25 protein-coding genes are annotated in these 25,987 nt (G+C 62.4%); 19 read left to right on the top strand and 6 right to left on the bottom strand.

Features of this window, described 5'->3' with window-relative positions:
* Window position 1 precedes the first annotated feature (1 nt).
* From iolE to YH62_RS14645, 3 genes are read left to right on the top strand one after another with little or no spacing between them, the layout of a single operon-like run.
* Window positions 2-922 (top strand): myo-inosose-2 dehydratase, encoded by a 921-nt coding sequence (gene iolE, locus YH62_RS14655; protein WP_046794936.1) that lies wholly within the window; start codon window positions 2-4, stop codon window positions 920-922.
* Complete coding sequence (iolB, locus tag YH62_RS14650) at window positions 919-1,728, top strand: 5-deoxy-glucuronate isomerase (RefSeq protein WP_046794935.1); 810 nt, start codon at window positions 919-921, stop codon at window positions 1,726-1,728. Before iolE ends, iolB begins: the two co-directional genes overlap by 4 nt.
* 44 nt (window positions 1,729-1,772) lie before the next feature.
* On the top strand, window positions 1,773-2,891 hold the full coding sequence (locus tag YH62_RS14645) for a Gfo/Idh/MocA family oxidoreductase (protein WP_046794934.1): 1,119 nt from the start codon (window positions 1,773-1,775) through the stop codon (window positions 2,889-2,891).
* A gap of 119 nt (window positions 2,892-3,010) precedes the next feature.
* Here YH62_RS14645 and YH62_RS14640 read toward each other — a convergent pair whose 3' ends face one another.
* The 4 genes from YH62_RS14640 to gcvA form a co-directional block, all read right to left on the bottom strand.
* Window positions 3,011-4,039 carry an ABC transporter permease gene (locus YH62_RS14640; protein WP_046794933.1) on the bottom strand — a complete coding sequence of 343 codons (1,029 nt, stop codon included), beginning with the start codon at window positions 4,037-4,039 and terminating at the stop codon, window positions 3,011-3,013.
* A 30-nt stretch (window positions 4,040-4,069) separates the two neighbouring features.
* Window positions 4,070-5,611 carry a sugar ABC transporter ATP-binding protein gene (locus tag YH62_RS14635; RefSeq protein WP_046794932.1) on the bottom strand — a complete coding sequence of 514 codons (1,542 nt, stop codon included), beginning with the start codon at window positions 5,609-5,611 and terminating at the stop codon, window positions 4,070-4,072.
* Window positions 5,612-5,683: 72 nt separating this feature from the next.
* A complete protein-coding gene (locus YH62_RS14630) occupies window positions 5,684-6,613 on the bottom strand; it encodes a sugar ABC transporter substrate-binding protein (protein WP_046794931.1) in 930 nt (309 codons plus the stop codon).
* Window positions 6,614-6,945: 332 nt separating this feature from the next.
* A complete protein-coding gene (gene gcvA, locus YH62_RS14625) occupies window positions 6,946-7,911 on the bottom strand; it encodes a transcriptional regulator GcvA (protein WP_046794930.1) in 966 nt (321 codons plus the stop codon).
* A gap of 162 nt (window positions 7,912-8,073) precedes the next feature.
* Here gcvA and speB point away from each other — a divergent pair, with 162 nt between their 5' ends.
* The 6 genes from speB (at window position 8,074) to YH62_RS14595 (ending at window position 13,910) form a co-directional block, all read left to right on the top strand.
* A complete protein-coding gene (gene speB / locus YH62_RS14620) occupies window positions 8,074-9,132 on the top strand; it encodes an agmatinase (protein ID WP_046794929.1) in 1,059 nt (352 codons plus the stop codon).
* 74 nt (window positions 9,133-9,206) lie between these two features.
* On the top strand, window positions 9,207-10,295 hold the full coding sequence (locus YH62_RS14615) for an ABC transporter substrate-binding protein (RefSeq protein ID WP_046794928.1): 1,089 nt from the start codon (window positions 9,207-9,209) through the stop codon (window positions 10,293-10,295).
* Window positions 10,296-10,463: 168 nt separating this feature from the next.
* Window positions 10,464-11,498 carry an ABC transporter ATP-binding protein gene (locus tag YH62_RS14610; RefSeq protein WP_046794927.1) on the top strand — a complete coding sequence of 345 codons (1,035 nt, stop codon included), beginning with the start codon at window positions 10,464-10,466 and terminating at the stop codon, window positions 11,496-11,498.
* A complete protein-coding gene (locus YH62_RS14605) occupies window positions 11,495-12,349 on the top strand; it encodes an ABC transporter permease (protein ID WP_046794926.1) in 855 nt (284 codons plus the stop codon). The genes YH62_RS14610 and YH62_RS14605 overlap by 4 nt, the downstream gene beginning before the upstream one ends.
* Window positions 12,346-13,140: an ABC transporter permease gene (locus tag YH62_RS14600; protein ID WP_046794925.1), complete on the top strand. Its 795-nt coding sequence runs from the start codon at window positions 12,346-12,348 to the stop codon at window positions 13,138-13,140. Before YH62_RS14605 ends, YH62_RS14600 begins: the two co-directional genes overlap by 4 nt.
* Window positions 13,137-13,910 carry a carbon-nitrogen hydrolase family protein gene (locus tag YH62_RS14595; RefSeq protein ID WP_046794924.1) on the top strand — a complete coding sequence of 258 codons (774 nt, stop codon included), beginning with the start codon at window positions 13,137-13,139 and terminating at the stop codon, window positions 13,908-13,910. The genes YH62_RS14600 and YH62_RS14595 overlap by 4 nt, the downstream gene beginning before the upstream one ends.
* A 38-nt stretch (window positions 13,911-13,948) precedes the next feature.
* Here the strand turns inward: YH62_RS14595 and YH62_RS14590 are convergent, their stop codons facing one another.
* Complete coding sequence (locus YH62_RS14590) at window positions 13,949-14,674, bottom strand: ribonuclease activity regulator RraA (protein ID WP_046794923.1); 726 nt, start codon at window positions 14,672-14,674, stop codon at window positions 13,949-13,951.
* 13 nt (window positions 14,675-14,687) lie between these two features.
* Window positions 14,688-16,415 carry an L-arabinonate dehydratase gene (gene araD, locus YH62_RS14585; RefSeq protein WP_046794922.1) on the bottom strand — a complete coding sequence of 576 codons (1,728 nt, stop codon included), beginning with the start codon at window positions 16,413-16,415 and terminating at the stop codon, window positions 14,688-14,690.
* A 213-nt stretch (window positions 16,416-16,628) separates the two neighbouring features.
* Here araD and YH62_RS14580 point away from each other — a divergent pair, with 213 nt between their 5' ends.
* The 10 genes from YH62_RS14580 to YH62_RS14535 all read left to right on the top strand — a co-directional run bounded on the left by YH62_RS14580 (window position 16,629) and on the right by YH62_RS14535 (window position 25,976).
* Window positions 16,629-17,312 carry a GntR family transcriptional regulator gene (locus tag YH62_RS14580; RefSeq protein ID WP_046794921.1) on the top strand — a complete coding sequence of 228 codons (684 nt, stop codon included), beginning with the start codon at window positions 16,629-16,631 and terminating at the stop codon, window positions 17,310-17,312.
* A 12-nt stretch (window positions 17,313-17,324) separates the two neighbouring features.
* Window positions 17,325-18,233 (top strand): dihydrodipicolinate synthase family protein, encoded by a 909-nt coding sequence (locus YH62_RS14575; RefSeq protein ID WP_046794920.1) that lies wholly within the window; start codon window positions 17,325-17,327, stop codon window positions 18,231-18,233.
* Between the two features lie 53 nt (window positions 18,234-18,286).
* On the top strand, window positions 18,287-19,156 hold the full coding sequence (locus tag YH62_RS14570) for an SMP-30/gluconolactonase/LRE family protein (protein ID WP_046794919.1): 870 nt from the start codon (window positions 18,287-18,289) through the stop codon (window positions 19,154-19,156).
* A 4-nt stretch (window positions 19,157-19,160) separates the two neighbouring features.
* Window positions 19,161-19,973, top strand: a complete 813-nt coding sequence (locus YH62_RS14565) for an NAD(P)-dependent oxidoreductase (protein ID WP_046794918.1) — start codon at window positions 19,161-19,163, stop codon at window positions 19,971-19,973.
* Window positions 19,974-20,142: 169 nt separating this feature from the next.
* Complete coding sequence (gene rfbC, locus YH62_RS14560) at window positions 20,143-20,697, top strand: dTDP-4-dehydrorhamnose 3,5-epimerase (RefSeq protein ID WP_046794917.1); 555 nt, start codon at window positions 20,143-20,145, stop codon at window positions 20,695-20,697.
* 27 nt (window positions 20,698-20,724) lie between these two features.
* Complete coding sequence (gene rfbB, locus YH62_RS14555; protein ID WP_046794916.1) at window positions 20,725-21,780, top strand: dTDP-glucose 4,6-dehydratase; 1,056 nt, start codon at window positions 20,725-20,727, stop codon at window positions 21,778-21,780.
* 3 nt (window positions 21,781-21,783) lie between these two features.
* Window positions 21,784-22,686: a dTDP-4-dehydrorhamnose reductase gene (gene rfbD, locus YH62_RS14550; protein ID WP_046794915.1), complete on the top strand. Its 903-nt coding sequence runs from the start codon at window positions 21,784-21,786 to the stop codon at window positions 22,684-22,686.
* Complete coding sequence (gene rfbA / locus YH62_RS14545) at window positions 22,683-23,549, top strand: glucose-1-phosphate thymidylyltransferase RfbA (protein ID WP_046794914.1); 867 nt, start codon at window positions 22,683-22,685, stop codon at window positions 23,547-23,549. The genes rfbD and rfbA overlap by 4 nt, the downstream gene beginning before the upstream one ends.
* Before the next feature lie 208 nt (window positions 23,550-23,757).
* Entirely contained in the window at window positions 23,758-25,191 is a 1,434-nt protein-coding gene (locus YH62_RS14540) for a phosphomannomutase (RefSeq protein ID WP_170986273.1), read from the top strand.
* The gene (locus tag YH62_RS14535) at window positions 25,188-25,976 is read left to right on the top strand and encodes a metallophosphoesterase family protein (RefSeq protein WP_245282092.1); all 789 of its coding nucleotides are present in this window, start codon (window positions 25,188-25,190) and stop codon (window positions 25,974-25,976) included. The genes YH62_RS14540 and YH62_RS14535 overlap by 4 nt, the downstream gene beginning before the upstream one ends.
* Window positions 25,977-25,987: the final 11 nt, after the last annotated feature.

Raw genomic sequence — 25,987 nt, 5'->3', positions numbered from 1 at the left:
GATGATTTTGTATGGCACCAATCCCATTGCCTGGTCGAACGACGACGACCGCACGCTCGGCGCTCACATCAGCCTCGACCAATGTCTAGACGAGGCCTCGAAGATCGGCTTCGACGGCATCGAAAAGGGCCATAAGTTCCCGCAGGAGCCGGATGCGCTGAAGGCGGTGCTGGAGCCGCGCGGGCTGCGTTATGTCTCCGGTTGGCACTCGCTGAACCTGCTGACCAACTCGATCGAGGAGGAGAAGGCGGCGATGCAGCCGGCGCTCGATCTTCTGAAGGCGATGGGCTCGAAAGTCATCATCGTCTGCGAAACGTCGAACGCTATCCATGGCGACGATGGCAAGGCGTTGAACGACCGGCCGCGCCTTGCGGAAGACCGATGGCAAGCTTTCGGCGCGGGCGTCGAGGCACTGGCGGAGTTTGCCGCAGGGCAGGGCATCACGCTCGTCTACCATCATCATATGGGCACGGTGGTCGAGAGCGAGGACGAGATCGACAGGCTGATGCTGCACACCGGCCCGCATGCGAAACTGCTGCTCGATACCGGCCATTGCCTCTTCGGCGGCGGAAATCCGGAGCGTGCCGCCCGAAAGCACATGGCGCGCGTCGGGCATATCCATGCCAAGAACGTGCGGCCGGAGATCGCCGCCCAAGTGCGGGAGGAGGGGCTTTCCTTTCTTGAGGGCGTGCGGCGCGGCGTCTTCACCGTGCCGGGCGATGCGGCAGGCGGTGTCGAGTTCACGCCGGTCCTTCGGATTGCAACCCAGCACGGCTACCAGGGCTGGCTGGTGATCGAAGCGGAGCAGGACCCGGATGTCCGCAATCCCTTCGAATACCAGAGCATGGGCCTTTCCTCGCTCAAGGCGATGGCGCAGGCAGTCGGCCTCGACAAGGGGCCGGCGGAGGAGGCGAGAGCATGACCAACCTGTTGCGCAAACCGAAGGGCACCAGCGGCAAGGTGCACGATGTGACGCCGAAGGATGCCGGCTGGGGTTATGTCGGCTTTGGGTTCTACAAGCTGAAACCAGGCGAAAATGCCGCCGAGCAGACCGGCGAGACGGAAGTGATCCTCGTTCTGGTGGAAGGCAAGGCGGAGATTTCCGGCGGCGGCAAGGATTTCGGCGAACTCGGCGACCGCATGAACGTCTTCGAGCGCAAGGCGCCGCATTGCGTCTACATTCCCGCCGGAGCCGAATGGAACGCGACCGCCACGACCGATTGCCAGCTTGCCGTCTGCACCGCGCCGGCCAAGCCCGGCCGGGAGGCGCGCGTGATCGGTCCCGAGGGGCTTTCGCTCACCGAGCGCGGCAAGGGCGCCAATACACGCTATATCTTCCCGATCGCCATGGAAGAGCGCGATGTTGCTGAGAGCCTGCTCGTCACGGAAGTCTTCACGCCCTCGGGCAACTGGTCATCCTATCCACCGCATCGGCATGACGAGGACAACTATCCGGAGATGACCTATCTGGAGGAAACCTATTATCACCGGCTCAATCCGGCGCAGGGTTTCGGTTTCCAGCGCGTGTTCACGGAGGACGGATCGCTGGATGAGACCATGGCGGTCGCGGATGGGGATCTTGTTCTGGTGCCGAAGGGGCACCATCCCTGCGGCGCGCCCTATGGCTACGAAATGTATTATCTCAACGTGATGGCCGGGCCGATCCGCAAATGGCGGTTCAAGAACCATCCGGATCATGACTGGATATACCGGCGCGACAACCCCTGACGCGCCGGCCTGAATATCTTCGGCATCGGAATTGGGAGGATGAGATGGCTGGCTTGGGTGTCGGGCTGATCGGGACCGGCTATATGGGCAAGTGCCATGCGCTGGCCTGGAATTCGGTGGCGAGCGTCTTCGGTGATGTCGAGCGGCCGCGGCTGGTGGCGCTTGCGGAGGTCGATGCCGATCTTGCGGCCCGCAAGGCGGCGGAACTCGGCTTCGCCACCTCGACCGGTAACTGGCGCGACGTGATCGCCGATCCGGCTGTCGATATCGTCTCCGTCACCACGCCGAATGCCTTCCATGCCGAAATGGCGATCGCAGCACTCGAGGCCGGCAAGCATGTCTGGTGCGAAAAGCCGATGGCGCCGCTGCTTGCCGATGCGGAGCGCATGCAGGCCGCGGCCAAGCGGTCCGGCAAGGTGGCCGCGATGGGCTACAATTATATCCAGAACCCGATGATCCGCCATATGAAGGCGTTGATCGCCGAGGGAGCTGTCGGCGCGGTCAACCACGTCCGGGTCGAGATGGACGAGGATTTCATGGCCGATCCGCAGGCGCTCTTCTATTGGAAGAGCGAGGCGTCATCCGGCTATGGCGCGCTCGACGACTTCGCCGTGCATCCGCTTTCGTTGCTCTTTACGCTGTTCGGCCATGTGGACGCGGTCATTGCCGATATGGTGAAGCCCTATGCGGAGCGGCCGCTTGCCGGCGGCGGCAAGCGCGCCGTCGAGAACCACGATGTGGCGAGCGTTCTGGTGCGTCTCCAGGGCGGTGTCTCGGCCGTGCTGATGGCGAACCGCTCCGCCTGGGGTCGCAAGGGCCGCATCGCGCTGCAGATCTTCGGGTCGGAAGGTTCGATCCTTTTCGACCAGGAGCGGATGAACGAGTTCGAGCTTTACCAGAACAAGGGCGGCAAGGCCGAGCACGGCTTCCGCAAGGTACTCGCCGCGCCGGAGCACGCTCCGTATAATCGCTTCATCCCGGCCCCCGGCCACGGCCTTGGCTTCAACGATCTGAAGATCATCGAATGCCGGGAATTGATCTCGGCGATCAAGGGCGAGAAGGCGCATCTCATCGGCTTCGACGATGGTCTCAGGATCGAGCGCAGCGTGCATGCCATGGCCCGTTCATTCACCGAACAGCGCTGGATTTCGGTCGAGGTGTGATTTCTCTCCATACTCCCTAAACTCAAAAAAGCCGCCTCTCGGGCGGCTTTTTTTGAGTTACGGTCCAAAAAGAAAGCGGCGCCGAAGCGCCGCAGTTGGGAGGAGGGCTTGAAGCAGTTTTAAACCTTGGCTCGCTTCTTCTGGCGGTAGACGTCGGTCACCACGGCGGCGACGATAATCATGCCTTTGACGATTTCCTGATAGTAGGCGTCCACGCGCAGGAAAGTGAAGCCGGAGGTCATGACACCGAGGATGACGGTGCCGATCACAGTGCCGGTGATGCGCCCCGCGCCGCCGGCGAGCGAGGTGCCGCCGATGACGGCTGCCGCAATGGCGTCGAGCTCGTACATCACGCCCATGCCTGCCTGTGCCGTCTGAGCGCGCGCCGCCGTCACCACGCCTGCAAGGCCCGCCAGCATGCCGGCGATCGCATAGACCTTCACGAGGTGCGCTTCGATATTGATGCCGGAGACGCGGGCCGCCTGCACATTGGCGCCGATCGCATAGGTGAATTTGCCGTAGCGGGTATAGCGCAGCGCGATGTGGAAGATGATCGCCACAGCCAGGAATACGACGACCGGCCAGATGCCCGTTCCGATAAAGGTGAAGTTCTCGGTCAGGCCGGAGACCGGCTGGCCTTTGGTGTACCATTTGGAAATGCCGCGGGCCGTCACCATCATGCCGAGGGTTGCGATGAAGGGCGGTATTTTCGTCCTGGCTATGAGCTGGCCGTTGATGAAGCCGGCCAGCAGGCCCGCGATGATGCCGACGCCGATCGGCACGAAGAAGGGCATGTCGGTGAGGCTCGGATAGAGCGCCCGCGGCCAGGTGGAGGACTGGGCGACACTGGCGGACAGCATTGCCGTCATGCCGACCACCGAGCCGGAGGAAAGATCAATGCCGCCGGTGATGATGACCTGCGTCACGCCGACGGCGATGATGCCGATAACCGAAACCTGCAGGATCATGATCGTCAGGCGCTGCTGGTTGAAGAGGAAGCTCTGGCCGACGAAGATCCAGCCGAGCAGCTCGTAGACGAGCGCTATGGCGATCAATACGAGAAAGATGTTCGCTTCGGGCGGCATGCGCCGCCGACGTCGCGCCGGGGTTACCTTGAGATTGCCTTTGGCGGCAGCGTCCGTGCTCATTGTCTTCTCCTCCTGAAGTCTTCGTTGGCGTCAGCGCGAGGCGAGATCCATGACCTTGATCTGCGTCGCTTCCGCCCGATCGAGGAAGCCGGTCACCCGGCCCTCGTGCATCACCATGATCCGGTCGCTCATGCCGAGGATTTCCGGCATTTCCGAAGAGATCATGATGACCGCCACCCCGGTGCGGGCCATTTCGCAGACGAGACGGTGGATCTCCGCCTTGGCGCCGACATCGATGCCGCGTGTCGGCTCGTCGAGAATGAGGATACGCGGATGGGTGAGCATCCAGCGGCCGATCAGCACTTTCTGCTGGTTGCCGCCGGAAAGGTTCTCCACCCGCTCGGCGAGGCTCGGCGTTTTGACGCGCAGCTTGCGGCACATCTCCTCGCAGACTTCCTCCAGCTGGTTTTCCTGCACGAAACCGTTCTTGACGAACTTGTCCTGAAGCACCGCGAGCTGCATGTTCTCCAGCACGTCGAGGATCAGCAGGCAGCCGGTGTCCTTGCGGTCTTCGGTCAGGAAAGCCATGCGATTGCGGATGGCTGTCGTAGGCGTATCGATCGCCACCGGTTTTCCGTCGATCTCGATGGTGCCGGAGCTTGCGGGCGTCACGCCGAACAGGGTTTCGGCGACGTTCGACCGGCCGGAGCCGACGAGGCCCGCCACACCGAGGATTTCGCCGGCACGCAGATCGAACGAAACGTCGTTGAAAACACTCTTCAGCGTCAGGTTCTTCACCGAAAGGACGACATTGCCGATCGGCACCTCCTCCTTCGGGAACATCTGGGTTATTTCTCGGCCCACCATCATGCGGATGATGTCGTCGCGGGTGACCTCAGTGGAGGCGTGGGTGCCGATATATTTGCCGTCGCGGAATACGGAGAGCTCGTCGGCGATCTCGAAGAGCTCGTTCATCTTGTGGGTGATGTAGACGATGCCGATGCCCTGGTCGCGCAGCCCGCGGATGATACGGAAGAGATGATCAACCTCGCGCTCGGTCAGCGCCGAGGTCGGCTCGTCCATGATGAGGACGTCGGATTCATAGGAGACCGCCTTTGCGATCTCGACCATCTGACGATTGGCGACGGAGAGGTCCCCGACCTTCGCCTCGGGATCGATGCCGATATTGAGGCGGTCGAAGAGCTCCTCCGTGCGCCGGTACATCTCGCCGTGATCGACCAGGCCGAAACGGTTGAGCGGCTCGCGGCGAATCCAGATATTCTCCGCGACCGTCATATAGGCCATCAGGTTCAGTTCCTGATGGATCATCGCAATGCCGTTCTCCAGCGCGTCGAGCGGGGAGGAAAGGCGGATGTCGACACCCTTCAGCTGCACGTTGCCCTTGTCCGGCTGGTAGATGCCGGCAAGTATCTTCATGAGGGTCGATTTCCCGGCGCCGTTCTCGCCCATCAGCGCATGCACGCTGCCGCGCTTTAGCCGGAAGGAGACGTCGTCAAGGGCGACCACGCCCGGAAATTCCTTGCGGATACCTTCGGCGGAAAGCAGGTATTCCGCATTTGGAACTGCGCCGCTCTTGCGCACGGCAGCCATTGTCGACGGGCTGACAACCATCGCCATCTCCTCAAGGCTTGATCGGGCAAATCGGGATGCGGGGCGGGTCCCCGCATCCCGGGTTCGGTCACGTCAGTTCTTGGCGACGAATTCCTGAACGTTTTCCGGTGTCACGAGCTGGAAGGGGATGTAGACCTTCTTCTCGACCGTCTCGCCCTTGGCGAGCTTCAGGGCTGCGTCCAACGCGCCCTTGCCCTGGCCCGCCGCATCCTGGAACACCGTTACGTCGAGGTCTCCGGCCTGCATGGCGGCAAGCGCATCCTGCGTGGCATCGACACCCGCGACGACGACGTCCTTCATGTCCTTGCCGGCGGCTTTCAGCGCCTGAATGGCGCCGATCGCCATCTCGTCATTGTTGGAGATGACGGCGTTGAACTCGATTCCGCTCGACAGCCAGTTGGTGACAAGGTCGGAGCCTTGCGTGCGCTGCCAGTTCGCCGTCTGCTCTTCGACGATCTCCATGCCCTTGCATTCGTCCGTGGCGACAATGTCGTGCACCGCCTTGGTGCGCATGCGCGCGCCTTGATTGGAAAGCTCGCCCATCATGATGACGGCCTTGCCCTTGCCGCCGAGAAGGCGGCAGACTTCCTTGGCTTCCAGCGTGCCGGCAACGATTTCCTCCGAGGCCACGAAGGCCTGTTTGTCCGGCAGGGTGTCGACGTTGACCGGCTCGCGATTGACATAGACGAGCGGAATGCCCGCATCCGCGGCGATCTTCGACATCGCGGTGGTGGCATCGGTATCGACCGGGTTGACGATAATGGCATCGACGCCCGCGGCGATGAAGTTCTGGATCTGGCTCTGCTGCTTGGCCACGTCGTTCTGGGCGTCTTCCACCTGCAGCGTCACGCCATCCATGGTCTTGGCGTAATCCTGCATGCCGTTGCGCAGCACGGTCAGGAAGTTGTCGTCGAACAGCGCCATGGATACGCCGACGGTTTCGGCATGCGCGGCGGTGCTCAGCAAGACGGAAAGCGCGGCACCCAAAAAGAGCTTCTTCATGGTGATTTCCTCCTCAAGCGGTGTCCGGTGCCACCTGTTCTCGCCGGAAACCGGCCCTCCGGCCGGTTGCGCATTCCCCCGCGCTCCCAACGCGGGCGGCGAAACGGAACAAATGCACCGCTTCCCTGGAATGCGGATAATTTATTCCATTTTTTGGATTGGCGTCAACGGTGCTGGAAGTGGAAAACGGAGAATTTACCGGGAATCCTTGGATTCTCGGCCATTCTCGTCTTCCGATCTCAAGAGGAGCGATGGAATATTCGTTCCAATTCCCGCTGTCCATGGTCTGCAGCGGCGAAAGGAACGAGTTCAAGGCGGAGAGGAAAGGAGCATTACGAGCCGGGTTTTTCCGCGCCCTTGCCGCCTCGCGAGCGGATAAGCGTGCGCGCGGAGGTCTGCACCTGCGGCAGATGATCGGCTTCCAGCGATGCGAAGAGCCAGTCGATAAAGACTCGGATGATCGGGGTCGACCGCACGGCAGGCCTGCAGGCGACATAGAAGGCATCGTTTGCCGGAACGCTCAGGTCGAAGGGCACGATCAGCTCCCCCTTAGCGATGAGCTTGCTCGCCGTGATCGTATCGCCGAGCGCGATGCCGTGCCCATGCAAGGCGGCTTCCGTGGAAAACCGCGCATCGCCCATGAAATGCTGCTGGCGACGGGGCAGGTCGATCGCATCGGCCGCGGCAAACCATGTATTCCACTCGCGCCCGTCGGCATCGCCGTGCAGCAGTACGTGGTCTTCCAGATCACGGATGGAGCGTAGCGGTCGGCTGTTCAGGAGCGTCGGGCTCGCCACGGGAAAAAGCCGCAGGTTGCTCCAAAGGCGCGCCCAGGCATCGGGCCAATTGCCGTCTCCGTAGAGAATGCAGACGTCGACATCAGGGGAATGCAGTCCAGCGGGATCGTTCGATGCGGTGAGCTTGAGCCTGACGCCCGGAAATTGCTCGGTGAAGGAATTGAGGCGCGGCACGATCCAGAAAGAGAAGAGCGCCGGAACGCAGGTGATCGACAGTTCGCCGCTGGTGGCCGGGCGCTTCATCTGCGCGGTCGCCGCCGCGATTTCGCCGAAAGCCTGGGTGACGGCCGGCAGTAGAAGTGCGCCTTCGGAAGTAAGCTTCAGTCGTTTGGAGCCGCGCTCGAACAAGGTGACGCCGAGAGATTCCTCCAGCGCCTTGATCTGGTGGCTGACGGCGCCGTGGGTGACGTTCAGCTCCCTGGCAGCCGCCGAGACGGAGCCGCGCCTCGCCGTCGCTTCGAAGGCGCGCAGGGGATTGAGGGGAGGGAGCCGGCTCGTCATTTCCGGAATGCTCCAGTGTGAGTTTTTCTCACATCATCTGCTAGAACAATCTCAATTGCTTTTCCAGCCCGTCTCGGCGGATAATGATGAAAACAGAGGCTGCGATCCTCAGGGAACAAAAAATAGGCTGCACGCGCAGACTCAGGAACAGGTGAAGCAATCATGGCATTCGACGCGAAGAAGCTCGAGGAATTGCGGACGAAATTTCTCGACGGCCAGGGCAGCGAAATCTTCGATCCGAAGTTTCGCAAGGTCGCCGACAAGATCTTCAACAAGCGCGGCACCCGCGTCGCGCCCTATTCCGGCGTTCCCACCTTCGTGAGCGCGCCGCACCTGCCGGTGGATTCCGAAAACCCGGATTTCGAGGACCTGCAGGTGGCGATCCTCGGCATACCGATGGACCTCGGCGTCACCAACCGGCCGGGCTCCCGGTTTGGACCCAGGGCCTTGCGCACCATCGAGCGCATTGGTCCCTATAATCATGTGCTGGAATGCGCGCCGGTCTTCGACCTGCGGGTCGCGGATATCGGCGACGTTCCCTTCCGCAGCCGCTATCGCCTAGAGATGAGCCACGAGGACATCGAAAAGCGCATCGGCCAGATCGTCGATGCGGGCGTGCTGCCGCTCTCGGTCGGTGGCGACCATTCGATCACGCATCCGATCCTGAAGGCGGTTGGAAAGAAGGCGCCGGTCGGCCTTATCCATATCGATGCCCATTGCGACACGAGCGGCTTTTTCGACGAGACGAAGTTCCATCACGCAGGACCTTTCCGCAATGCGGTTCTGGACGGCGTGCTCGACCCGACCCGGACGATCCAGATCGGCATTCGGGGTGCCGCGGAATATCTCTGGGAGTTCTCCTATGCCTCCGGCATGACGGTGATCCATGCGGAAGAGGTGACCGGCATGGGCATTCCGGCGATCATCGAAAAGGCCAAGGCGATCGTCGGCGACGGGCCGACCTATCTTTCCTTCGATATCGACAGCCTCGATCCGAGCTTCGCGCCCGGCACGGGCACGCCGGAGATCGGCGGGCTTACCACCCGCGAGGTCCTGGAGCTCATCCGCGGCCTCAAGGGCATCAATCTCGTCGGTGGCGATGTGGTGGAGGTCGCGCCGCAATACGACGCGACCAGCAATACCGCCCAGACAGGCGCGCAGATATTGTTTGAAATCCTCAGCTTGATGGTCTTCAGCCCTTCCGTGAAGGGGCGGGCCTGAGATAAATGCGCTATAAAGAGTGGGAACTCGTCCGGCAGGCCTAGGCCGCGCGGGCAAATAAAGGAGTAAAGATCATGCGTGACATTCTCAACGCCAAACTCGGCCGCCGCGCCGTACTCGGGGCCGGCCTTGCCGGTGTCTCCATGCTGGCCATGCCGGCGGTGCTGCGGGCCCAGGAGAAGAGCCTGAAGGTCGGCGTCTATGGCGGCTTCTTCAAGGATTCTTTCGACAAGAACATCTTCGCCGATTTCACCAAGGCGACCGGCATTGCCGTCGAATCGGTCGCGGAGCCGACCGGCGAGGCCTGGCTGGTGCAGCTCGAGCAGGCCGCACGCGCAGGCGCCGCCCCGGCAGACGTTTCGATGATGTCTCAGGTTGCGATCCTGAAGGGCCAGGCGAACGATCTTTGGGCGCCGCTCGATGCCGCCAAGCTGCCGAACAGCAAGAACCTCATCGACCGTTTCATCAACAAGTATCCGGATGGGCGCATCGCCGGCATCGGTGCCGTTTCCTGGTACATCACGCTGGTGACCAATACCGACGTCTACAAGGAAGCGCCCACATCCTGGGCAGCGCTTTGGGACCCCGCCAATGCCGACAAGCTCGGGCTGCTGGCGCTCGTCTCCAATTCCTTCCTGCTGGAAGTGACGGCGAAAACCCACCTTGGGGGCACCAATGCGCTGGATACCGACGAGGGCATCATCAAAGCGCTGGAGAAGCTCGCCGAAGTGAAGCCGAACGTGCGGCTCTGGTATCGCGACGAGGCGCAGTTCGAGCAGGCGCTGAAATCCGGCGAAATCCCGATGGGGCAATATTATCACGACGTGACGGGTCTTGCCGCGGCCGACGGCTTCCCGGTCCGCTCTACCTTCCCGAAGGAAGGCGGTATCCTGGATTCCGGCTCCTGGGCCGTGTCTCGGGCTTCGGAGAAGACCGAGGAGGCGCATGTCTTCATCGATTACATGTGCCAGCCGGCGATCCAGGCGACGCTGTCGCGCAAGGTCGGCACCTCACCCACCGTCAAGCGCGACCTGCTCGACCTGACGGACCAGGAATTCGCAGCGGTTTCCTCCGATATCGAGCCGATCATTCCGCGCTACGATCTCTATCAGAGCAAGTCCGACTTCCTGAACCAGAAGTGGACGGAGATGATTGCGGGGTAAGTTTTCATCCCCTCTCCGCGCTTGCGGGGAGAAGCAAGCGTGTGGCACCCATCCCTCCCCCTTGTGGGGAGGGTGGCCCGAAGGGCCGGGAGGGGTTATACCCACGCTCTAATGTTCCCCTCCCCAACCCCTCCCCACAAGGGGGAGGGGCTTAGCAGCGGAGACCGAATGTCGGGATTGAACCTTGAGCACGTGACGAAGCAGTTCGGCACGTTTACCGCCGTCAACGATGTCAGCCTCTCGGTGCCCGACGGTACGTTCGTGTGCCTCCTTGGCCCATCCGGTTGCGGCAAGACCACGCTGATGCGGATGATCGCCGGGCTCGACCTGCCGACCCGAGGCTCGATCAATCTTGCCGGTCACGACATTACCGAAGTGCCGACCCACAAGCGCGAGCTCGGCATGGTCTTCCAGTCGCTGGCGCTCTTTCCGCACCTGACGGTCGGCGAGAACATCGCCTATTCGCTGCGCATCCGCGGCGTCGGTAAGGAGGAGCAGAAGAAGCGGGTAGACGAACTTCTGGCGATGATCCATCTGCCGGGCTTTGCCGACCGCTCCGTCAGCAAGCTTTCCGGCGGACAGCGCCAGCGCGTGGCGATCGCCAGGGCGCTTGCCATCTCGCCCAAGCTCTTCCTGCTGGATGAGCCACTTTCGGCGCTCGACGCCAAGCTGCGCGAGGCCATGCAGGTGGAACTGCGCCAACTCCAGCAGCGGCTCGGCATTACCACGATCGTCGTTACCCACGATCAGCGCGAGGCGATGACCATGGCCGATACGGTCGTCGTCATGAACGGCGGCGAAATCCGCCAGGCCGCGCCACCGGTCGAAATCTATCGCCGGCCGGCCGACAGTTTTGTCGCGGATTTCATCGGCCAGACCAACCTCATTCCCTTCTCGGCGGATAATGCCGGGCGCGCCACCGTGCTCGGCGAGATGGTCGAAGGGCTTTCGATCCCCCAGGGCGCGAAGGGAACGCTCTCCGTCCGTCCGGAGGATGTTCAACTGACTGCTCCCGGCCATGGCGTAATCGCGGGCACGGTCAGCTTCATCCGTGATCTCGGCGGCGCGATCGAAACCTTCGTGGAAGCGGGCGGCCAGCAGATCGTCGCGGTTTCCTCGCCGCGCAACCGGCCGGAAGTGACGGTCGGCCAGAGCGTCGGCATCCGCCTCGATCCGGAAACCAGCGTGGTGCTCGCAAAATGAGACGCGAACCGCCCCAGCGCCTCGCCGACTATGGGCCGCTCTTCTTTCCGGCCGGCATGCTGACCGTGTTCTTCGTGGTGCCCTTCGCCACGATGATCGCGGTTTCCTTCTTCCAGCGCGAGCAGGGCGGCTTCTACCAGCCGGCCTTCGTGCTGGACAATTATGCACGCTTCCTCAGCCTGTTCTTCGGCCGGGTTCTGGGCTTCTCGCTGATGCTGGCGATCGCGGTGGCGATTGCCTGCGTCGTCATCGGCATTCCCTTCACCTATCTCCTGTCCCGTACGGCGCGGAAGGTGCAGATCCTCTGGCTGGTGGCGCTGCTCTCGATCCTGTCGCTCTCGGAAGTGATGATCGGTTTTGCCTGGTCTACACTGTTCTCGCGCACGGCGGGTCTCACCAATCTCTTCGTCTGGCTGGGGCTGATGGCGCAGCCGCAGGCGCTGACGCCGAGCTTCGGCGCGGTGATGACCGCGATGACCTACCAGGCCTTTCCCTATACCGTGCTGGTTCTCTATCCGGCGCTGGTGCGGCTCGACCCGACGCTGACGGAAGCGGCGCGCACCCTCGGCGCCTCTCCGGTAAAGGCCTTTTTCACCGTCGTCGTGCCGGCGCTCAGGAACACCATCCTTGCGACGCTGATCATGGTCTTCATCTTCGCGCTTGGCTCCTATCTTCTGCCGCAGCTTCTCGGCCGGCCGCAGCACTGGACGCTTTCGGTGCTGATCACCGACCAGGCGATCTACCAGTCGAACATGCCGTTCGCGGCGGCCATGGCCGTCTTCCTCGTGCTGGTCACGCTTGGTCTCGTGGGACTGGCGCTTTATGCCGGACGCCAGAAGGAGGCCGCATGACCGCGCTGCGCCGCCTTTTCTTCTTCCTCGTCGGCCTGTTCCTGGCCCTGCCGCTGATCGTCGTCGCCGGCGTCTCGGTCAACCAGAAACAGACGCTCGCCTTTCCGCCGCAGGGTTTTTCGCTCTCCTGGTATGGCGAGATCTTCACCAACAGCGAATGGCGCAATGCGCTCATCGCTTCCGTCACGCTGGCTGCGCTTTCGGCCGCGCTGGCGCTGCTCGTCGCGCTGCCGCTTGCCTGGTTCCTGTGGCGGCGGGTAGCGCCCTGGGCAAACATCTTCCGGCTTCTCGGCGTAGCACCCTTCACCCTGCCGCCGGTCATCACCGCATTGGGGCTGCTCACCTTCTGGGCGACGACCGGCTTTTATGGCCAGCCTTGGACCGCGGTCATCAGCCACGCGATCTTCTTCGTGACCCTGCCGTTGGTGACGCTGTCGCTCGGCTTTTCGGCGATCGACCGTTCGCTGGTGGAAGCGGCCGCGACCATGGGCGCGGATGACAGGACGATCTTCCGCACCGTCGTGATGCCGCTGATCCTGCCCTATGTGGTCTCCGGCTATGCCTTCGCCTTCGTACTGTCGCTCAATGAGTACATCGTCGCCTACATGACGGTGGGCTTCACGATGGAAACCCTGCCGATCAAGATCTTCAACGCGCTGCGCTACGGCTATACGCCCACCATGGCCTCGGTCACGGTGTTGTTCCTGGCAATCGCAGCGGTGGTCTTCGGCCTCGTCGCCCGCTTCGGCGACCTGCCGAAACTGCTCGGAGCCATGGCGGAAGACAAATGAAGATTGCCGGTCTCCAGATGGAATCGATCGTGGGTGATGTCGAGGCGAACCTCGCCAAGATCGATCGCGCCGCCGAAAGGGCGAAGGCTGAGGGGGCCGATCTGCTGATCGGGCCGGAACTGGCGTTGACCGGCTATGGCGCGGCGGAGAAGTTTCCGTCGCTTGCCGTTCCCGCCCATGGCGAGGTCACCGAGCGGCTTTCGGAAATGGCTGAAAGGCATGGTCTGGCGATCGTCGCGGGTTTTGCCGAGAAGACCCATGAAGCCGTCTTCAACAGCGCTTTCTTCACCGACGACAAGGGGCAGACCGCGGTCTACCGCAAGTGCAATCTCTACGGACCCTACGAGCGGCAATGGTTCCGTCAGGAAGACCAGCGCGAGGTGCTGGTGACTGTGGGAAACCTCAGGCTCGGATTCCTGATCTGCTATGATGTGGAGTTTCCGGAAAACGTGCGTCGTCTGGCAAAGGCCGGGGCCGATCTCGTGGTGGTGCCGACCGCATTGCCGAAAGGCTGGTCCGGCAGTTTCATCGCCGAGCATATGATCCGGGTGCGCGCGTTCGAGAACCAGGTTTTCGTCGCTTACATCAATCATTGCGGGGCGGACGAGAACTTCGCCTATGCGGGGCTTTCGCGGATCGCAGCACCGGATGGCAGCCTGCTTGCCGAAGGGCCGGTGGAAGGCGAAGCGCTGCTGATCGCGAAGATCGACCCCGCGGCATTCGCCAAGTCGAAAGCGGAAAATACCTATCTTGCCGATTTAGGCCGGTAGAGCACCGCGACATCGATCGTCGCGGCGCCGTGTTGAGATTAGCGACCCTTGGCGGCTCGCCATTTGGCGAAATCGGCCTTCGTCTCTTCCTTCGTCGCCGGATAGAGGCCGATGATGGAACGGCCGTTCAGCACTTCCTCGGTGACGAAATCCTCGAACGCGGTCATCTCCACTGCCTCGTCGGCGATCTCTTCGGCGAGATGGGCGGGCACGATCACTACGCCTTCGGCATCGCCGATGACGACGTCGCCCGGCCAGACCGCCACGTCGCCGCAGCCGATCGGCACGTTGATGTCGAGCGCCTGGTGGAGCGTCAGGTTGGTCGGGGCGGACGGCCGCGAGTGATAGGCGGGGATATCGAGTTCGGCGATCTCGGGGCTATCGCGGAAACCGCCATCGGTGACGACTCCGGCAACGCCGCGCACCATCAGCCGCGATACGAGGATCGAGCCGGCGGAAGCCGCGCGTGGGTCCTTGCGGCTGTCCATCACCATCACATGGCCGGGCGGGCAGCGCTCGACCGCCGCGCGTTGCGGATGTTCCGGGTTCTGGAAGACGGTAAGCGGGTTCAGGTCCTCGCGTGCCGGGATATAGCGCAGGGTGAAGGCCTGGCCCACCATGTTACGGGCTTTGGGTTTCAGCGGATGCACATCCTGGATGAACTGGTTGCGCAGGCCGCGCTTGAAGAGCGCGGTGCAGAGCGTCGCGCAGCTCACGCTTTCGTATTTCTTGCGCGTCGCATCGGAAAGCACGTAATCGGTCATCAGGTCTCCCCGCTTAGTAAATGTCCGGTTCACCGGCTGCGGCACCGAATTCCCGTTCCAGGAAGTCGAAGTCGCAACCTTCATTGGCCTGCTTGATGTGTTTGGAGAACATCCAGCCGTAGCCGCGCTCATATTTCTCTGCCGGCGGCACCCATTCGGCACGGCGACGGGCAAGCGTCGCCTCATCCACCAGCATGTCGATCCGCCGGTTCGGCACATCGACGCGGATGATGTCGCCCGTCTTGACCAGTGCGAGCGGCCCTCCGACATGGGATTCGGGCGCGACATGCAGGATGCAGGCGCCATAGCTGGTGCCGCTCATGCGAGCATCCGAAATGCGCAGCATGTCGCGATAGCCCTGCTTGAGGATCTTCTTCGGGATCGGCAGCATGCCCCATTCCGGCATGCCGGGGCCACCCTTGGGGCCGGCATTGCGCAGGATCAGCACGTGATCCGGCGTCACGTCGAGATCGTCGCGGTCGATCATCGCCTTCATCTCGGGATAGCTGTCGAAGACGAGAGCCGGGCCTTCATGCACGCGCAGGCGCTCCTCGCAGGCGGCGGGCTTCATCACGCAGCCGTCGGGGGCGAGATTGCCCCTCAAAACCGCAAGCGAGCCCTCCGGATAGATCGGGTTGGAAAGCGGGCGGATGACGTCGTCATTGTAGACCTTGGCGCCCTTCAGCGTTTCTCCGAGCGGGAAGCCGCTGACGGTCATCGCATCGAGATCGAGAAGGTCCTTGATCTCGGCCATCAGGGCTCTCAGCCCGCCGGCGTAATAGAAATCCTCCATCAGGTATTTCTTGCCGGAGGGCCGTATATTGGCCACCACCGGCGTCGTGCGGCCAGCGAGATCGAGATCGTCCAGCGAAAGCGGCACGCCGGCGCGGCGGGCCATCGCGATCAGGTGCACCACCGCATTGGTGGAACAGCCGGTCGCCATCGCCACCGTCACGGCGTTCTTGACCGAGGCAGGCGTGATGATCTTTCCCGGCGTCAGGTCTTCCCAGACCATTTCCACGGCCCGGCGGCCGCAGCGCGTGCTCATGCGGATGTGGTTGGCATCGGCAGCCGGGATGGAGCTCGCCCCAGGCAGCGTCAGGCCGAGGGATTCGGTGATCGCGGTCATGGTGCTCGCGGTGCCGAAGGTCATGCAGTGGCCGTAGGAGCGGGCGATGCCTTCCTCGACGCCGACCCATTGCTCGTCGGAGATCGTGCCGGCGCGCCGCTCGTCCCAGTATTTCCAGGCATCCGAGCCCGAGCCCAGCCATTCACCCTTGTAGTTGCCGCGCAGCATCGGGCCGGCCGGCAGGAAGATCGTCGGCAGGCCGGCGCTGACCGCGCCCATGATGAGGGCAGGAGTGGTCTTGTCGCAGCCGCCCATCAGCACCGTCCCGTCGATCGGGTGCGCCCGCAGCAGTTCCTCGGCCTCCATGGCCAGAAAGTTGCGGTAGAGCATGGACGTTGGCTTCAACGCGCTTTCGGAAAGCGACTGCACCGGAAGCTCCACCGGAAAGCCGCCCGCCTGCAGAACGCCACGCTTCACGTCCTCGACGCGTTCCTTGAAATGGGCATGGCAGGCATTGAGATCCGACCACGTATTGAGAATGCCGATGATGGGCTTCTTGCCCCAGTCCTTCTCGTCGTAGCCCATCTGCATCAAACGCGACCGGTGACCGGACGAACGCAGGTCGTCGGGCGCGAACCATCTCGCGCTGCGGAGAGTATCTGCCTTTTTCATTGATCGTCTTCCAGAATATCCTGTTTGGCCCTGTCCGATGCTCCTTCCGATTTGTCTCCTAAACTCGCGGAACGGAACATAGGGAGGTGGGACCACCTCTTCCCGGCAGGCAACTTAGCAGGCTTTTTGCGGATTGATATATCAAATTTCAGCCTTGATATATCAAATTTCAGATGGTAGCGATTGGGCATCTGAGAGGCGCGGGAGGATAGGATGACCGATCAGGATCCATTCCTGTCAGTCGAGCCGGTTTTCCTGAAAAGCCTGCGTGACCACGTCTATGGCCTCGTCCGCGAAGCGATCCTCTCCGGCCGGCTGAAAAGCGGCGACAAGTTCAACGAGCGGCAGCTCGCAGCCCAGCTCGGCATCAGCACGACCCCGCTGAAGGAAGCGCTGCGCGTGCTGGAGGCGGAAGGCCTCGTGCGTTCGGAAGCGCGTCGCGGCATCTATGTCACCTTCGATGCTGCCCAGGCGGAAGAGATGATGCTGGCGCGGGCAGCGCTCGAGAGCATGATCGCGCGTCAGGCCGCCAAGCGTATCACCGAGGATCACATCAAGCGAATGCGGGAACTTCTGCCGCTCATGCGGGCAGGCTCCAGAACCAGCGATGTGTTGCACCTTATCGGGCTCAACGAGCAGTTCCACAATCTGATCTACGAGGCATCGGGCTGCAATTATCTGCGCCGGCTCCAGAGCGGGCAGCAGATTTATGACCATGCGGCGAGTGTAAACGCGCTTTCCGATGAACCGGAGCGGCTGCTTGCCTTCGAAGAGCATCAGGCCATTGCAAACGCGATCATCACGCGAAATCCCGATTTGGCAGAGCGGCTGATGCGCGATCACGTCATACGTTCGGGCGAGAAACACCTCGCCTTTCTGGCTCATTCCGAAAACTAAGGGAAACGGGGAATGGATATTCGCGAATACAAGCGCGTCCTGACGGGTATTTCGGGCGTTCATGTTACCGCCTACTCGAAAGACGGGGAGATCGAGCCCGGTCTCACCGGCAAGATCATCCGCCGCATTGCCGATGCGGGTGTCCACAACGTCGTTTCGGGCGGCAATACCGGTGAGTTCTACAGCCTCCGCTTCGAGGAGGTACTTCGGCTGCAGGCGATCTGCATCGCCGCGGCTGACGGCAAAGCGGCGGTGACCGCCGCGGCGGGCCGGTCGGAACGCGAGGCGATCGCAACCGCTGCTGCCGCGAAGCGGGAAGGGGCGGATGGTATCATGGTACACCACCCGCTCGATCCCTTTGCGGCGCCGCACTGTCAGGCGGATTATTTCATCGCGATCGCGGAAGCCTCCGAACTGCCGCTGGTGGCCTATATCCGTTCTGATGCGATCCCCGTGGCCGATCTCGTGCGGGTCGCGACCCATCCGAACATCGCCGGCGTGAAATTCGCGTCCTCCAACCTGATGCTGCTTTCGGAATGCGTTCGTGCCACCGAAGGGACGGATGCCGTCTGGATCTGCGGTCTTGCGGAAGGCTGGGCAGCGCCCTTTTATGCGCTGGGAGCCAGGGGTTTCACGTCCGGCCTTGTCAATGTCGATCCGCTGCGCTCTCTTGCGGTATGGAAGGCGCTGGAGGCTGGCGACTATGCGGCGGCTCGCAGGCTCGTCGCGGAGATTGCAGGCTTCGAGACGTTGCGCACCAAGTTCAACAATGGTGCCAATGTCACGGTCGTCAAGGAAGCGCTCATGCTGCGTGGCGAGGATGTCGGGCCGGTGCGCCGACCGGGGCTTCCCGCATTGGATGCTGTGGACCGCAGCAAGCTTGAACAGATGCTGAAAAGCTGGGAGCCGATCGCCGCCTGAAGCGGCGGCCGGACATGGAAGAACCAGTGGGAAGGACCGGTGGGAGGGATCGGATGGAATTCACGGCAATCGAAGGACTTACCCTGTCGCTTGGGGAAAGCCCGGTCTGGGACGAACGACGCAGCCAGGTCTTTCTTTGCGATATCACCAACAATCGTGTGATTGCGCTGAAACTTAACGGCGAGATCGTCGGCGACTGGAGCTTCGAGGCGAATGCCGGCTCGCTCGGCCTTTGCGAAAGCGGCCGGCTGGTCGTCGCACTGGCGCGGGAAGTGATCCTCTTCGATCCCGATACCGGGGAGCGGCGGACGCTTGCTCGGCTTGAGGGCGAGATCGAGACCAACCGCTTCAACGACGGCAAGGTGGGGCCCGATGGTTGCTTCTGGGTCGGCACGATGGACCAGCGCACCGACCGCGAACCGATCGGCACGCTCTATCGGGTCTCGGCGGACGGAAGCATCGTGAAGAAGAAGACGGGCATGTTCACCTCGAACGGGCTTGCCTGGGCGCCGGATGGGCGGACGATGTTCCACACGGATTCGGCGGGCAAATGGCTGGACAGGCATGATTTCGATCCGGCGACCGGAGAGATCGGCAAAGGCGTGCGGATCGCTCATCCCGACGAGGAGACGGGTCGGCCGGACGGCGGCGCCTGCGATGCCGAAGGCTTCTACTGGAGTGCCGGCGTTTCCGCAGCCCGGTTGAACCGCTATGACCCGGACGGCAAAATCGTCGCGCAATATCCGGTGCCGGCGAGCGCGCCGACCATGCCGTGCTTCTGTGGGCCCGATATGAAGACAATGCTTGTCACGAGCCACAGGCTCAACGCAGCGCGGCTTGCGGAATATCCGCTGTCGGGCGGCATCTTCCTCGCCAAGGCGCCGGTCGCGGGCGCTGCAGTTTCACGCATGAAGGGACTTTGATCCGATGCCAGACGCAGCAAGCCGCAAGGTTCTGTTGACCGGCGCGTCCGGCGTGCTCGGCCGCTTCCTGGCCGTCGAGCTTGCCTCGCGCTATCCGGGGCTCGTGCTGACCGATATCCTGCCGTTTCCGGGCGAGGTTCCGGAAGGTGCACGTTTCGTGCAGGCCGATCTTGCGGATGCGGAGAAGATTGCGAAGGTCGCCGAGGGTGCCGATACGATCATCCATTTCGGCGGCGTTGCCGTCGAGAAATCCTTCGAAACCATCCTGCCCGGCAATATCGTCGGCACGGTCAATGTCTTCGAAGCGGCGCGGGTCAACCGCGCGCGGGTCATCTTCGCGAGTTCGAACCACACGATCGGCTTTTACGAGCGCGGCAAGAAGCTCAGCGTCAGGGATCGGCCGAGGCCGGACGGTTTCTACGGCGTTTCGAAGCTTTTCGCGGAAGATGTCGGCAGCTTCTATTTCGACAAGTTCGGGATCGAAAGCGTGCATATCCGCATCGGCTCAGCCATCCGTGAGCCCACGGAAATCCGCCATCTCTCCACCTGGTTTTCCTATCCGGACCTGTTGCGGATGGTGATCGCCGCAATCGAAGCGGAAAAGACCGGCCATGCCCTTTTGTGGGGCGTTTCGGCCAATACGCGCTCCTGGTGGGGAGAGGATGATGCGGCGCGCATCGGCTACCGCGCCGAAGACAATGCCGAAGCTTTTGCAGACAAGGTGGCCGCTGATCCGGATGATCCGGTCGCCCGCCGCTTCCAGGGCGGTTCCTTCACTTCGCAAGGGTACGGCCGCGCGCCCGAGGGGAAGAGCTAGGCTCGACCTGCCCCCCACCGTCGATATCCGGAAGCCGCCTACCTCACCTGAGTGGGGGAGGGGATCGGCAAATCGGATGATATCCACCGCACGGAATTTTCTGATAGGAAGGATGGCTGACAGTTTCCGGCCGTCGCGGGCTCTCCTGTTCGAGAAAGTGTTGGATTGAATGCTTGTCGAAAAACTATCCATCCAGGGACCGTTGCTGATCACCCCGCGACGCCATGAAGATCGTCGAGGATGGTTTTGCGAGACGTTTCGGGAGGATGTTTTCGCCCTGCATGCGCCGAATGTCCGTTTCGTTCAGCACAATCAGTCGTTTTCCAGATCAAAGGGCGTGGTCCGAGGATTGCATTTCCAAACGCCGCTTGCGGCTCAAGGCAAGCTCGTCCGGTGCCTGAGAGGGGCGATCCGGGATATCGCCCTGGACATCAGGCGCTCCTCGCCGACCTTCGGCAGGCATGTCGCCGCGGAGCTTTCCGCTGAAAACGGCCGGCAGCTCTGGGTTCCCGAAGGTTTCGCGCACGGCTTTGTCACGCTGACCGATAATGCGGAGGTCTTCTATCAAGTCACCGATTACTACAATCCCGAAAGCGACCGGGGGATCGCCTGGAACGATCCGGCGCTGAATATCGAGTGGGGCATCGGCGAGGCGGAGGCTGTTCTGTCCGACAAGGACAGGGGACATCCGATACTCGCGGACCAGGCCGATCTGTTTCCCTGACGCTCAATTGAGGTTGGAGGCTTCCTCGTGCGTATTCTGGTTACCGGCGGTGCAGGCTTCATAGGATCTGCCGTGGTGCGTCACCTCGTCCACGACGTGGGGGCTGAAGTCCTGAATATCGACAAGCTCACCTATGCCGGCAATCTGGCTTCGCTCGGCTCCGTCGAGAGCATGCCCAATTATCGTTTTCTGCGGGCCGATGTCTGTGATGGCGGGGTCATGCGGCAGGCCTTTGCCGAGTTCCGGCCCGATCGGGTGATGCATCTTGCCGCCGAAAGTCACGTGGATCGCTCGATCAACGGCGCGGCCGACTTCATCAACACCAATGTCATGGGCACTTTCGAACTGCTCCAGGCGGCTCTGCACCATTGGAACGGTCTTTCGGGGGAGGAAAAGGAGGGTTTCCGCTTCCTGCATGTCTCCACCGACGAGGTCTACGGTTCGCTCGGGGACGAAGGGCTTTTTCATGAGATGACGCCGTACGATCCGTCCTCGCCCTACTCGGCCTCGAAGGCTGCCAGCGATCACCTGGCGATCGCCTGGCATCGGACCTATGGATTACCGGTGGTCGTCTCGAACTGTTCGAACAATTACGGCCCCTTCCATTTTCCGGAAAAGCTTATCCCGCTCACCATCCTCAACGCGCTCGAGCAGAAGGCGCTGCCGATCTATGGCAGCGGAGCGAATGTGCGCGATTGGCTCTATGTCGAGGATCACGCCCGCGCGCTGCATCTCATCGCCTCCCGCGGCAGGATCGGCGAAAAGTACAATGTCGGAGGTCAGAACGAGCGCAGAAACATCGACGTGGTCAAGCGGATCTGTGCCATCATGGACCGGCTGAAACCGCAGGGCGCACCTCACGAGAAGCTCATCAGCCATGTCACGGATCGCCCCGGGCATGACGCCAGATATGCAATCGATGCGACGAAACTGAGGGCGGAACTCGACTGGAACCCGCGCGAGAGCTTCGACACGGGCATAGAGAAGACCATCATCTGGTATCTCGACAACGAACTCTGGTGGCGCCCCTTGCGCGAGAAGGTTTATTCGGGGGAGCGGCTTGGAACGCTCACGAAGGTGTAGCCGATGCGCGTGGCGGTGACCGGCAAGCAAGGTCAGGTGGCGCAAGCGCTTGCGAGCGCAGCGCCAGCCCATGGCATCGACCTGGTGCGGCTGGGCCGGCCGGAGCTCGATCTAGCCGAGCCGCACTCGATCCGGGAAGCCATTCTTGCCGCAAGGCCGGATGTCATCATCTCCGCGGCAGCCTATACGGCGGTCGACAAAGCCGAAACCGAGAAGGAGCTCGCCTTCGCGGTCAATGCCCTTGGCGCGGGCGAGGTCGCCAAGGTTGCCGGCGAATTGTCGGTTCCGATAATCCATCTTTCGACGGATTACGTGTTCGACGGGCAAAAACCCGCTCCCTATGCGGAGGAAGACACGGTCGGGCCGCTCTCCGTCTACGGCGCCTCCAAGCTCGAAGGCGAGCGGCGGGTCGGCCAAGCGACGCTGAACCACGCGATCTTCCGCACGGCCTGGATCTACTCGCCTTACGGAAAGAATTTTCTGAAGAGCATGCTGCAGCTCGCGGAGACGCGGGATGAGGTCTGCGTCGTCGCAGACCAGCTCGGCTGCCCCACCTCCGCGCTCGATATCGCGCAGGCGCTTCTGGTGGCGGCCGGCAGGCTGCGGGAAAGCGCCGATCCGCACCTGCGCGGCGTGTTCCACATGGCTGCCACGGGGGAGGCAAGCTGGGCGGAGTTCGCCGAGGAAATCTTCCGGCTGGCCGAAGGGTATGGCCGAAGGAGCGTGCGGGTGCGGCCGATCACCACCGCCGAATACCCGACTTCCGCCAGGCGGCCGGCCAATTCGCGGCTTTCCACCGGCAAGCTGGAGCAGGTCTACGGCCTGAGGCTTCCCGACTGGAGGGTTTCGCTGGCTTCTACCATGAAAGTGCTGCTCGAAGGGCAACGGGAGGAAGTGAAATCATGAAGGGCATCATTCTCGCCGGCGGATCAGGCACCCGGCTCTACCCGATCACCCAGGCGGTCTCGAAGCAGTTGATGCCTATCTACGACAAGCCGATGATCTATTATCCGCTGACGACGCTGATGCTGGCGGGAATCCGCGATATCCTCATCATCACGACGCCGCATGATCTGGAAAACTTCCAGCGATTGCTGGGCGATGGTTCCCAATGGGGCCTGTCGCTGGAATATGCGGCGCAGCCGCGGCCGGAGGGCCTGGCCCAGGCCTTCATCATCGGCGCCGATTTCGTCGCGGGCGGGCCCTCCGCTCTCGTTCTCGGGGACAACATCTTCTACGGCCACAGCCTGCCGGAGCTTTTGCAGCAAGGCGCTACGAAAACCGAAGGCGCGACCATCTTCGCCTATCACGTGACCGATCCGGAACGATACGGCGTGGTGGAGTTCGACCGGGACATGACGGCCATATCCATCGAGGAGAAGCCAGCCCACCCCAAGTCCAGCTGGGCGGTTACCGGCCTTTATTTCTATGATCATCAGGTCGTCGATATCGCGGCCGATCTGAAGCCGTCGGCGCGCGGCGAGCTGGAGATCACCGATGTCAACCGCACCTATCTCGAACGCGGCAGCCTTTCCGTAACGCTGATGGGACGCGGTTTCGCCTGGCTGGATACCGGCACGCCCGACAGCCTGCTCGAAGCTTCCGATTTCGTGGGTACGCTGGAGCGACGGCAGGGATTGAAGATCGCCTGTCCCGAAGAGGTGGCCTACCGCATGGGCTATATAGACGCCGGGGGGCTTGAACTGCTTGCCACGAACCTTGGCAAGAGCGCCTACGGAAGCTATCTCGCCAAGATTCTGCGGGATTAGCCGCTACCTCCAGGATAGTTCCGGTTTGCGTCCGTCAGCACGACGATCGGGCCCGCAAACCGCTCTCTCTGTGCACCACCCGATTTTACCTGCTGAACCGGAATGCCTTTCAATCGGCGCGAAGGCGGTTGCCATCTGGAACATGGCTCCATAGAACTCGTTGATGGAAATCATCGTTTCAGAAACGGCACTTAGCAGGAAGAGCGCCTTGAGCCTCAAATTCGGAACCAGCGGCCTTCGCGGGCTTGTCGTCGATCTGGAAGGGCATGCTTCGGCGCTCTATGCCACGGCGTTTGCCCGGCATCTTCTGGGAAGCGGCATGGCGAAGGCGGGCGATCCCGTGCTTGTCGGTCGTGATTTCCGTCCATCAAGCCCCGGCATTGCCGCCACCTGCATCGGCGCGCTCGCCCGCGCTGGCCTGATGCCGCTCGATTGCGGCGCTCTGCCGACGCCCGCTCTGGCGCTCCAGGGTCTCCAGATCGGCGCAGCCTCGCTGATGGTGACCGGATCGCATATCCCGGCCGATCGGAACGGCATCAAGTTCTATCGACCGGATGGCGAAATCGACAAGCAGGACGAAGCGCGCATTACCGCGATCGCCGCAAGCCTGAAGTGGGATGAGATCGACGCCACGCCGGGAGCCGCCAATGACCAGTCGGCGGATGCCGAAGCGCTGTTCATCGCCCGCAATGCCGCCATTCTTCCGCCGAAGGCGCTTTCCGGCCTTAAGGTCGGGGTCTATCAGCATTCCACCACCGCACGCGATCTGCTGGTGACGGTGCTCGAGGGCTATGGGGCAGAGACCCTGCCGCTCGGGCGCTCTGAGGATTTCGTGCCCGTGGATACGGAAGCCGTATCCGAGGAGACCATCGGCCTCTTGCGCAATTGGGCAGCCAAGCACGCGCTCGATGCGATCGTCTCGGCCGATGGCGACGGCGACCGGCCGCTGGTGGCGGATGAGACCGGCGAGCCCTTGCGCGGCGATCTTCTCGGTCTCATCGCAGCGAATTTCCTGGGTGCCCAGGTGGTCGTCACCCCCGTTACATCCAATTCCGGGATCGAGAAGGCCGGCAGCTTCCGCGTTGTGCGCACGAAGGTCGGCTCTCCCTTCGTGATCGCCGGAATGATGCAGGCGCTTGATGAAGGGGCGAGCGGAGTCATGGGGTTCGAGGCGAATGGCGGCTTGCTGACGGCCTCCGAATTCTCCGTCGCGTCCGGCCGGATCAGCCCGCTGCCGACGCGGGACAGCTTCCTGCCGGTGCTGGCGGCCCTCTACCTCGCTGCGGAACGGAAGCGCCCGCTCTCCGAGATCGTCGCCGGTTATGGGCTTCCATTCGCCGCCGCCGACCGTCTGGAACATTTCCCGGTTGAAACCAGCGCCGCGCTGATGGCGCATCTTGGCGCCTCGCGGGACAATCTCGCCGCTTTCCTCGCGCCGATCGGGCCGGTTGCCTGGACCAGCGAGACGGATGGGCTGCGGGTGAGCCTGGCGGATGGCCGTATTATTCATTTCCGTCCTTCCGGCAATGCGCCGGAGATGCGCTGCTACGTCGAAGCCGAGACGGAAGACGCCGCCAAGGCCCTGCTTCAACAAGGTCTTGCGCTGGTCAAGACCTGGGCGGCCGGCGGAAAGAGCGCATGATGCTGAAGATCGGGCGCTGGCTGGCGCGAAAGAACTCTCCGGAGTCGAGAAATCCCCCACGGCGCCGGATCGATCTCGGCGAGAGGCCGCCGCGCTACCCCATCTATGTCATCGGTGACGTGCATGGCTGCCTGGACGAACTCCTGGCTGCCGAGGAACGTATCCAGGCCGATATCATGGCGCGCGGGCGGCCCGGCCTCGTGGTGCTGCTCGGCGATTACGTCGATCGGGGGCCGCGTTCGGCTGAGGTTCTGGATCATCTCATCGCGCCGAACCGCCATAATCTCAGAAGAATTGCCCTATGCGGCAATCACGACGAACTTTTTCTGCGCTTCCTGCAGAACCCGAAACGCTTATGGGACTGGCTCGAGCTCGGCGGTCGGCAGACCCTGATGTCGTACGGCATCGATCCCCAGGACCTGATCTCCCGTTACGGTGCCGACGGCGAGGCGCTTCGCTCGGTTCTCGAACACGCCGTGCCGCAGAAACATCGCCAATTCCTCGAGGAGCTGCCGATCACCTTCCGCATCGGGGAATATTTCTTCGTGCATGCGGGCGTTCGGCCGGGAATCTCTCTCGAAGAGCAGAGCGATCAGGATCTCCTGTGGATCAGGGACCCTTTCCTGACGGAAGGCCCGAAATTGCCCTATCTCGTGATCCATGGGCACACCCCGGTTCAGGAACTGGAGTTCGGGCCGGGGCGGATCGGGATCGATACGGGTGCCTTTTTCTCCGGTCACCTGACCGTGCTGAAGATCGACGAGGGGCGGGCAACGGTTGTATGAGCGGCCGGCCG

The organism is Rhizobium sp. LC145 (genome assembly GCF_001005825.1).
In the GTDB taxonomy this organism is placed as follows: domain Bacteria; phylum Pseudomonadota; class Alphaproteobacteria; order Rhizobiales; family Rhizobiaceae; genus Neorhizobium.
The sequence above is the reverse complement of the archived record's forward strand: the minus strand, read 5'-3'. Positions and strand labels throughout refer to the sequence as shown.

What these genes read in the sequence shown, in the direction of transcription:
- YH62_RS14535 (WP_245282092.1), top strand. Translation starts at nt 25,188, where the DNA reads ATGATGCTGAAGATCGGGCGCTGGCTGGCGCGAAAGAACTCTCCGGAG.
- rfbC (WP_046794917.1), top strand. Translation starts at nt 20,143, where the DNA reads ATGCTTGTCGAAAAACTATCCATCCAGGGACCGTTGCTGATCACCCCG.
- iolB (WP_046794935.1), top strand. Translation starts at nt 919, where the DNA reads ATGACCAACCTGTTGCGCAAACCGAAGGGCACCAGCGGCAAGGTGCAC.
- araD (WP_046794922.1), bottom strand. Translation starts at nt 16,415, where the DNA reads ATGAAAAAGGCAGATACTCTCCGCAGCGCGAGATGGTTCGCGCCCGAC.
- YH62_RS14610 (WP_046794927.1), top strand. Translation starts at nt 10,464, where the DNA reads ATGTCGGGATTGAACCTTGAGCACGTGACGAAGCAGTTCGGCACGTTT.
- YH62_RS14580 (WP_046794921.1), top strand. Translation starts at nt 16,629, where the DNA reads ATGACCGATCAGGATCCATTCCTGTCAGTCGAGCCGGTTTTCCTGAAA.
- gcvA (WP_046794930.1), bottom strand. Translation starts at nt 7,911, where the DNA reads ATGACGAGCCGGCTCCCTCCCCTCAATCCCCTGCGCGCCTTCGAAGCG.
- YH62_RS14565 (WP_046794918.1), top strand. Translation starts at nt 19,161, where the DNA reads ATGCCAGACGCAGCAAGCCGCAAGGTTCTGTTGACCGGCGCGTCCGGC.
- YH62_RS14570 (WP_046794919.1), top strand. Translation starts at nt 18,287, where the DNA reads ATGGAATTCACGGCAATCGAAGGACTTACCCTGTCGCTTGGGGAAAGC.
- YH62_RS14640 (WP_046794933.1), bottom strand. Translation starts at nt 4,039, where the DNA reads ATGAGCACGGACGCTGCCGCCAAAGGCAATCTCAAGGTAACCCCGGCG.
- rfbA (WP_046794914.1), top strand. Translation starts at nt 22,683, where the DNA reads ATGAAGGGCATCATTCTCGCCGGCGGATCAGGCACCCGGCTCTACCCG.
- YH62_RS14645 (WP_046794934.1), top strand. Translation starts at nt 1,773, where the DNA reads ATGGCTGGCTTGGGTGTCGGGCTGATCGGGACCGGCTATATGGGCAAG.
- rfbD (WP_046794915.1), top strand. Translation starts at nt 21,784, where the DNA reads ATGCGCGTGGCGGTGACCGGCAAGCAAGGTCAGGTGGCGCAAGCGCTT.
- YH62_RS14605 (WP_046794926.1), top strand. Translation starts at nt 11,495, where the DNA reads ATGAGACGCGAACCGCCCCAGCGCCTCGCCGACTATGGGCCGCTCTTC.
- speB (WP_046794929.1), top strand. Translation starts at nt 8,074, where the DNA reads ATGGCATTCGACGCGAAGAAGCTCGAGGAATTGCGGACGAAATTTCTC.
- YH62_RS14595 (WP_046794924.1), top strand. Translation starts at nt 13,137, where the DNA reads ATGAAGATTGCCGGTCTCCAGATGGAATCGATCGTGGGTGATGTCGAG.
- YH62_RS14630 (WP_046794931.1), bottom strand. Translation starts at nt 6,613, where the DNA reads ATGAAGAAGCTCTTTTTGGGTGCCGCGCTTTCCGTCTTGCTGAGCACC.
- YH62_RS14600 (WP_046794925.1), top strand. Translation starts at nt 12,346, where the DNA reads ATGACCGCGCTGCGCCGCCTTTTCTTCTTCCTCGTCGGCCTGTTCCTG.
- YH62_RS14635 (WP_046794932.1), bottom strand. Translation starts at nt 5,611, where the DNA reads ATGGTTGTCAGCCCGTCGACAATGGCTGCCGTGCGCAAGAGCGGCGCA.
- YH62_RS14615 (WP_046794928.1), top strand. Translation starts at nt 9,207, where the DNA reads ATGCGTGACATTCTCAACGCCAAACTCGGCCGCCGCGCCGTACTCGGG.
- YH62_RS14575 (WP_046794920.1), top strand. Translation starts at nt 17,325, where the DNA reads ATGGATATTCGCGAATACAAGCGCGTCCTGACGGGTATTTCGGGCGTT.
- YH62_RS14590 (WP_046794923.1), bottom strand. Translation starts at nt 14,674, where the DNA reads ATGACCGATTACGTGCTTTCCGATGCGACGCGCAAGAAATACGAAAGC.
- iolE (WP_046794936.1), top strand. Translation starts at nt 2, where the DNA reads ATGATTTTGTATGGCACCAATCCCATTGCCTGGTCGAACGACGACGAC.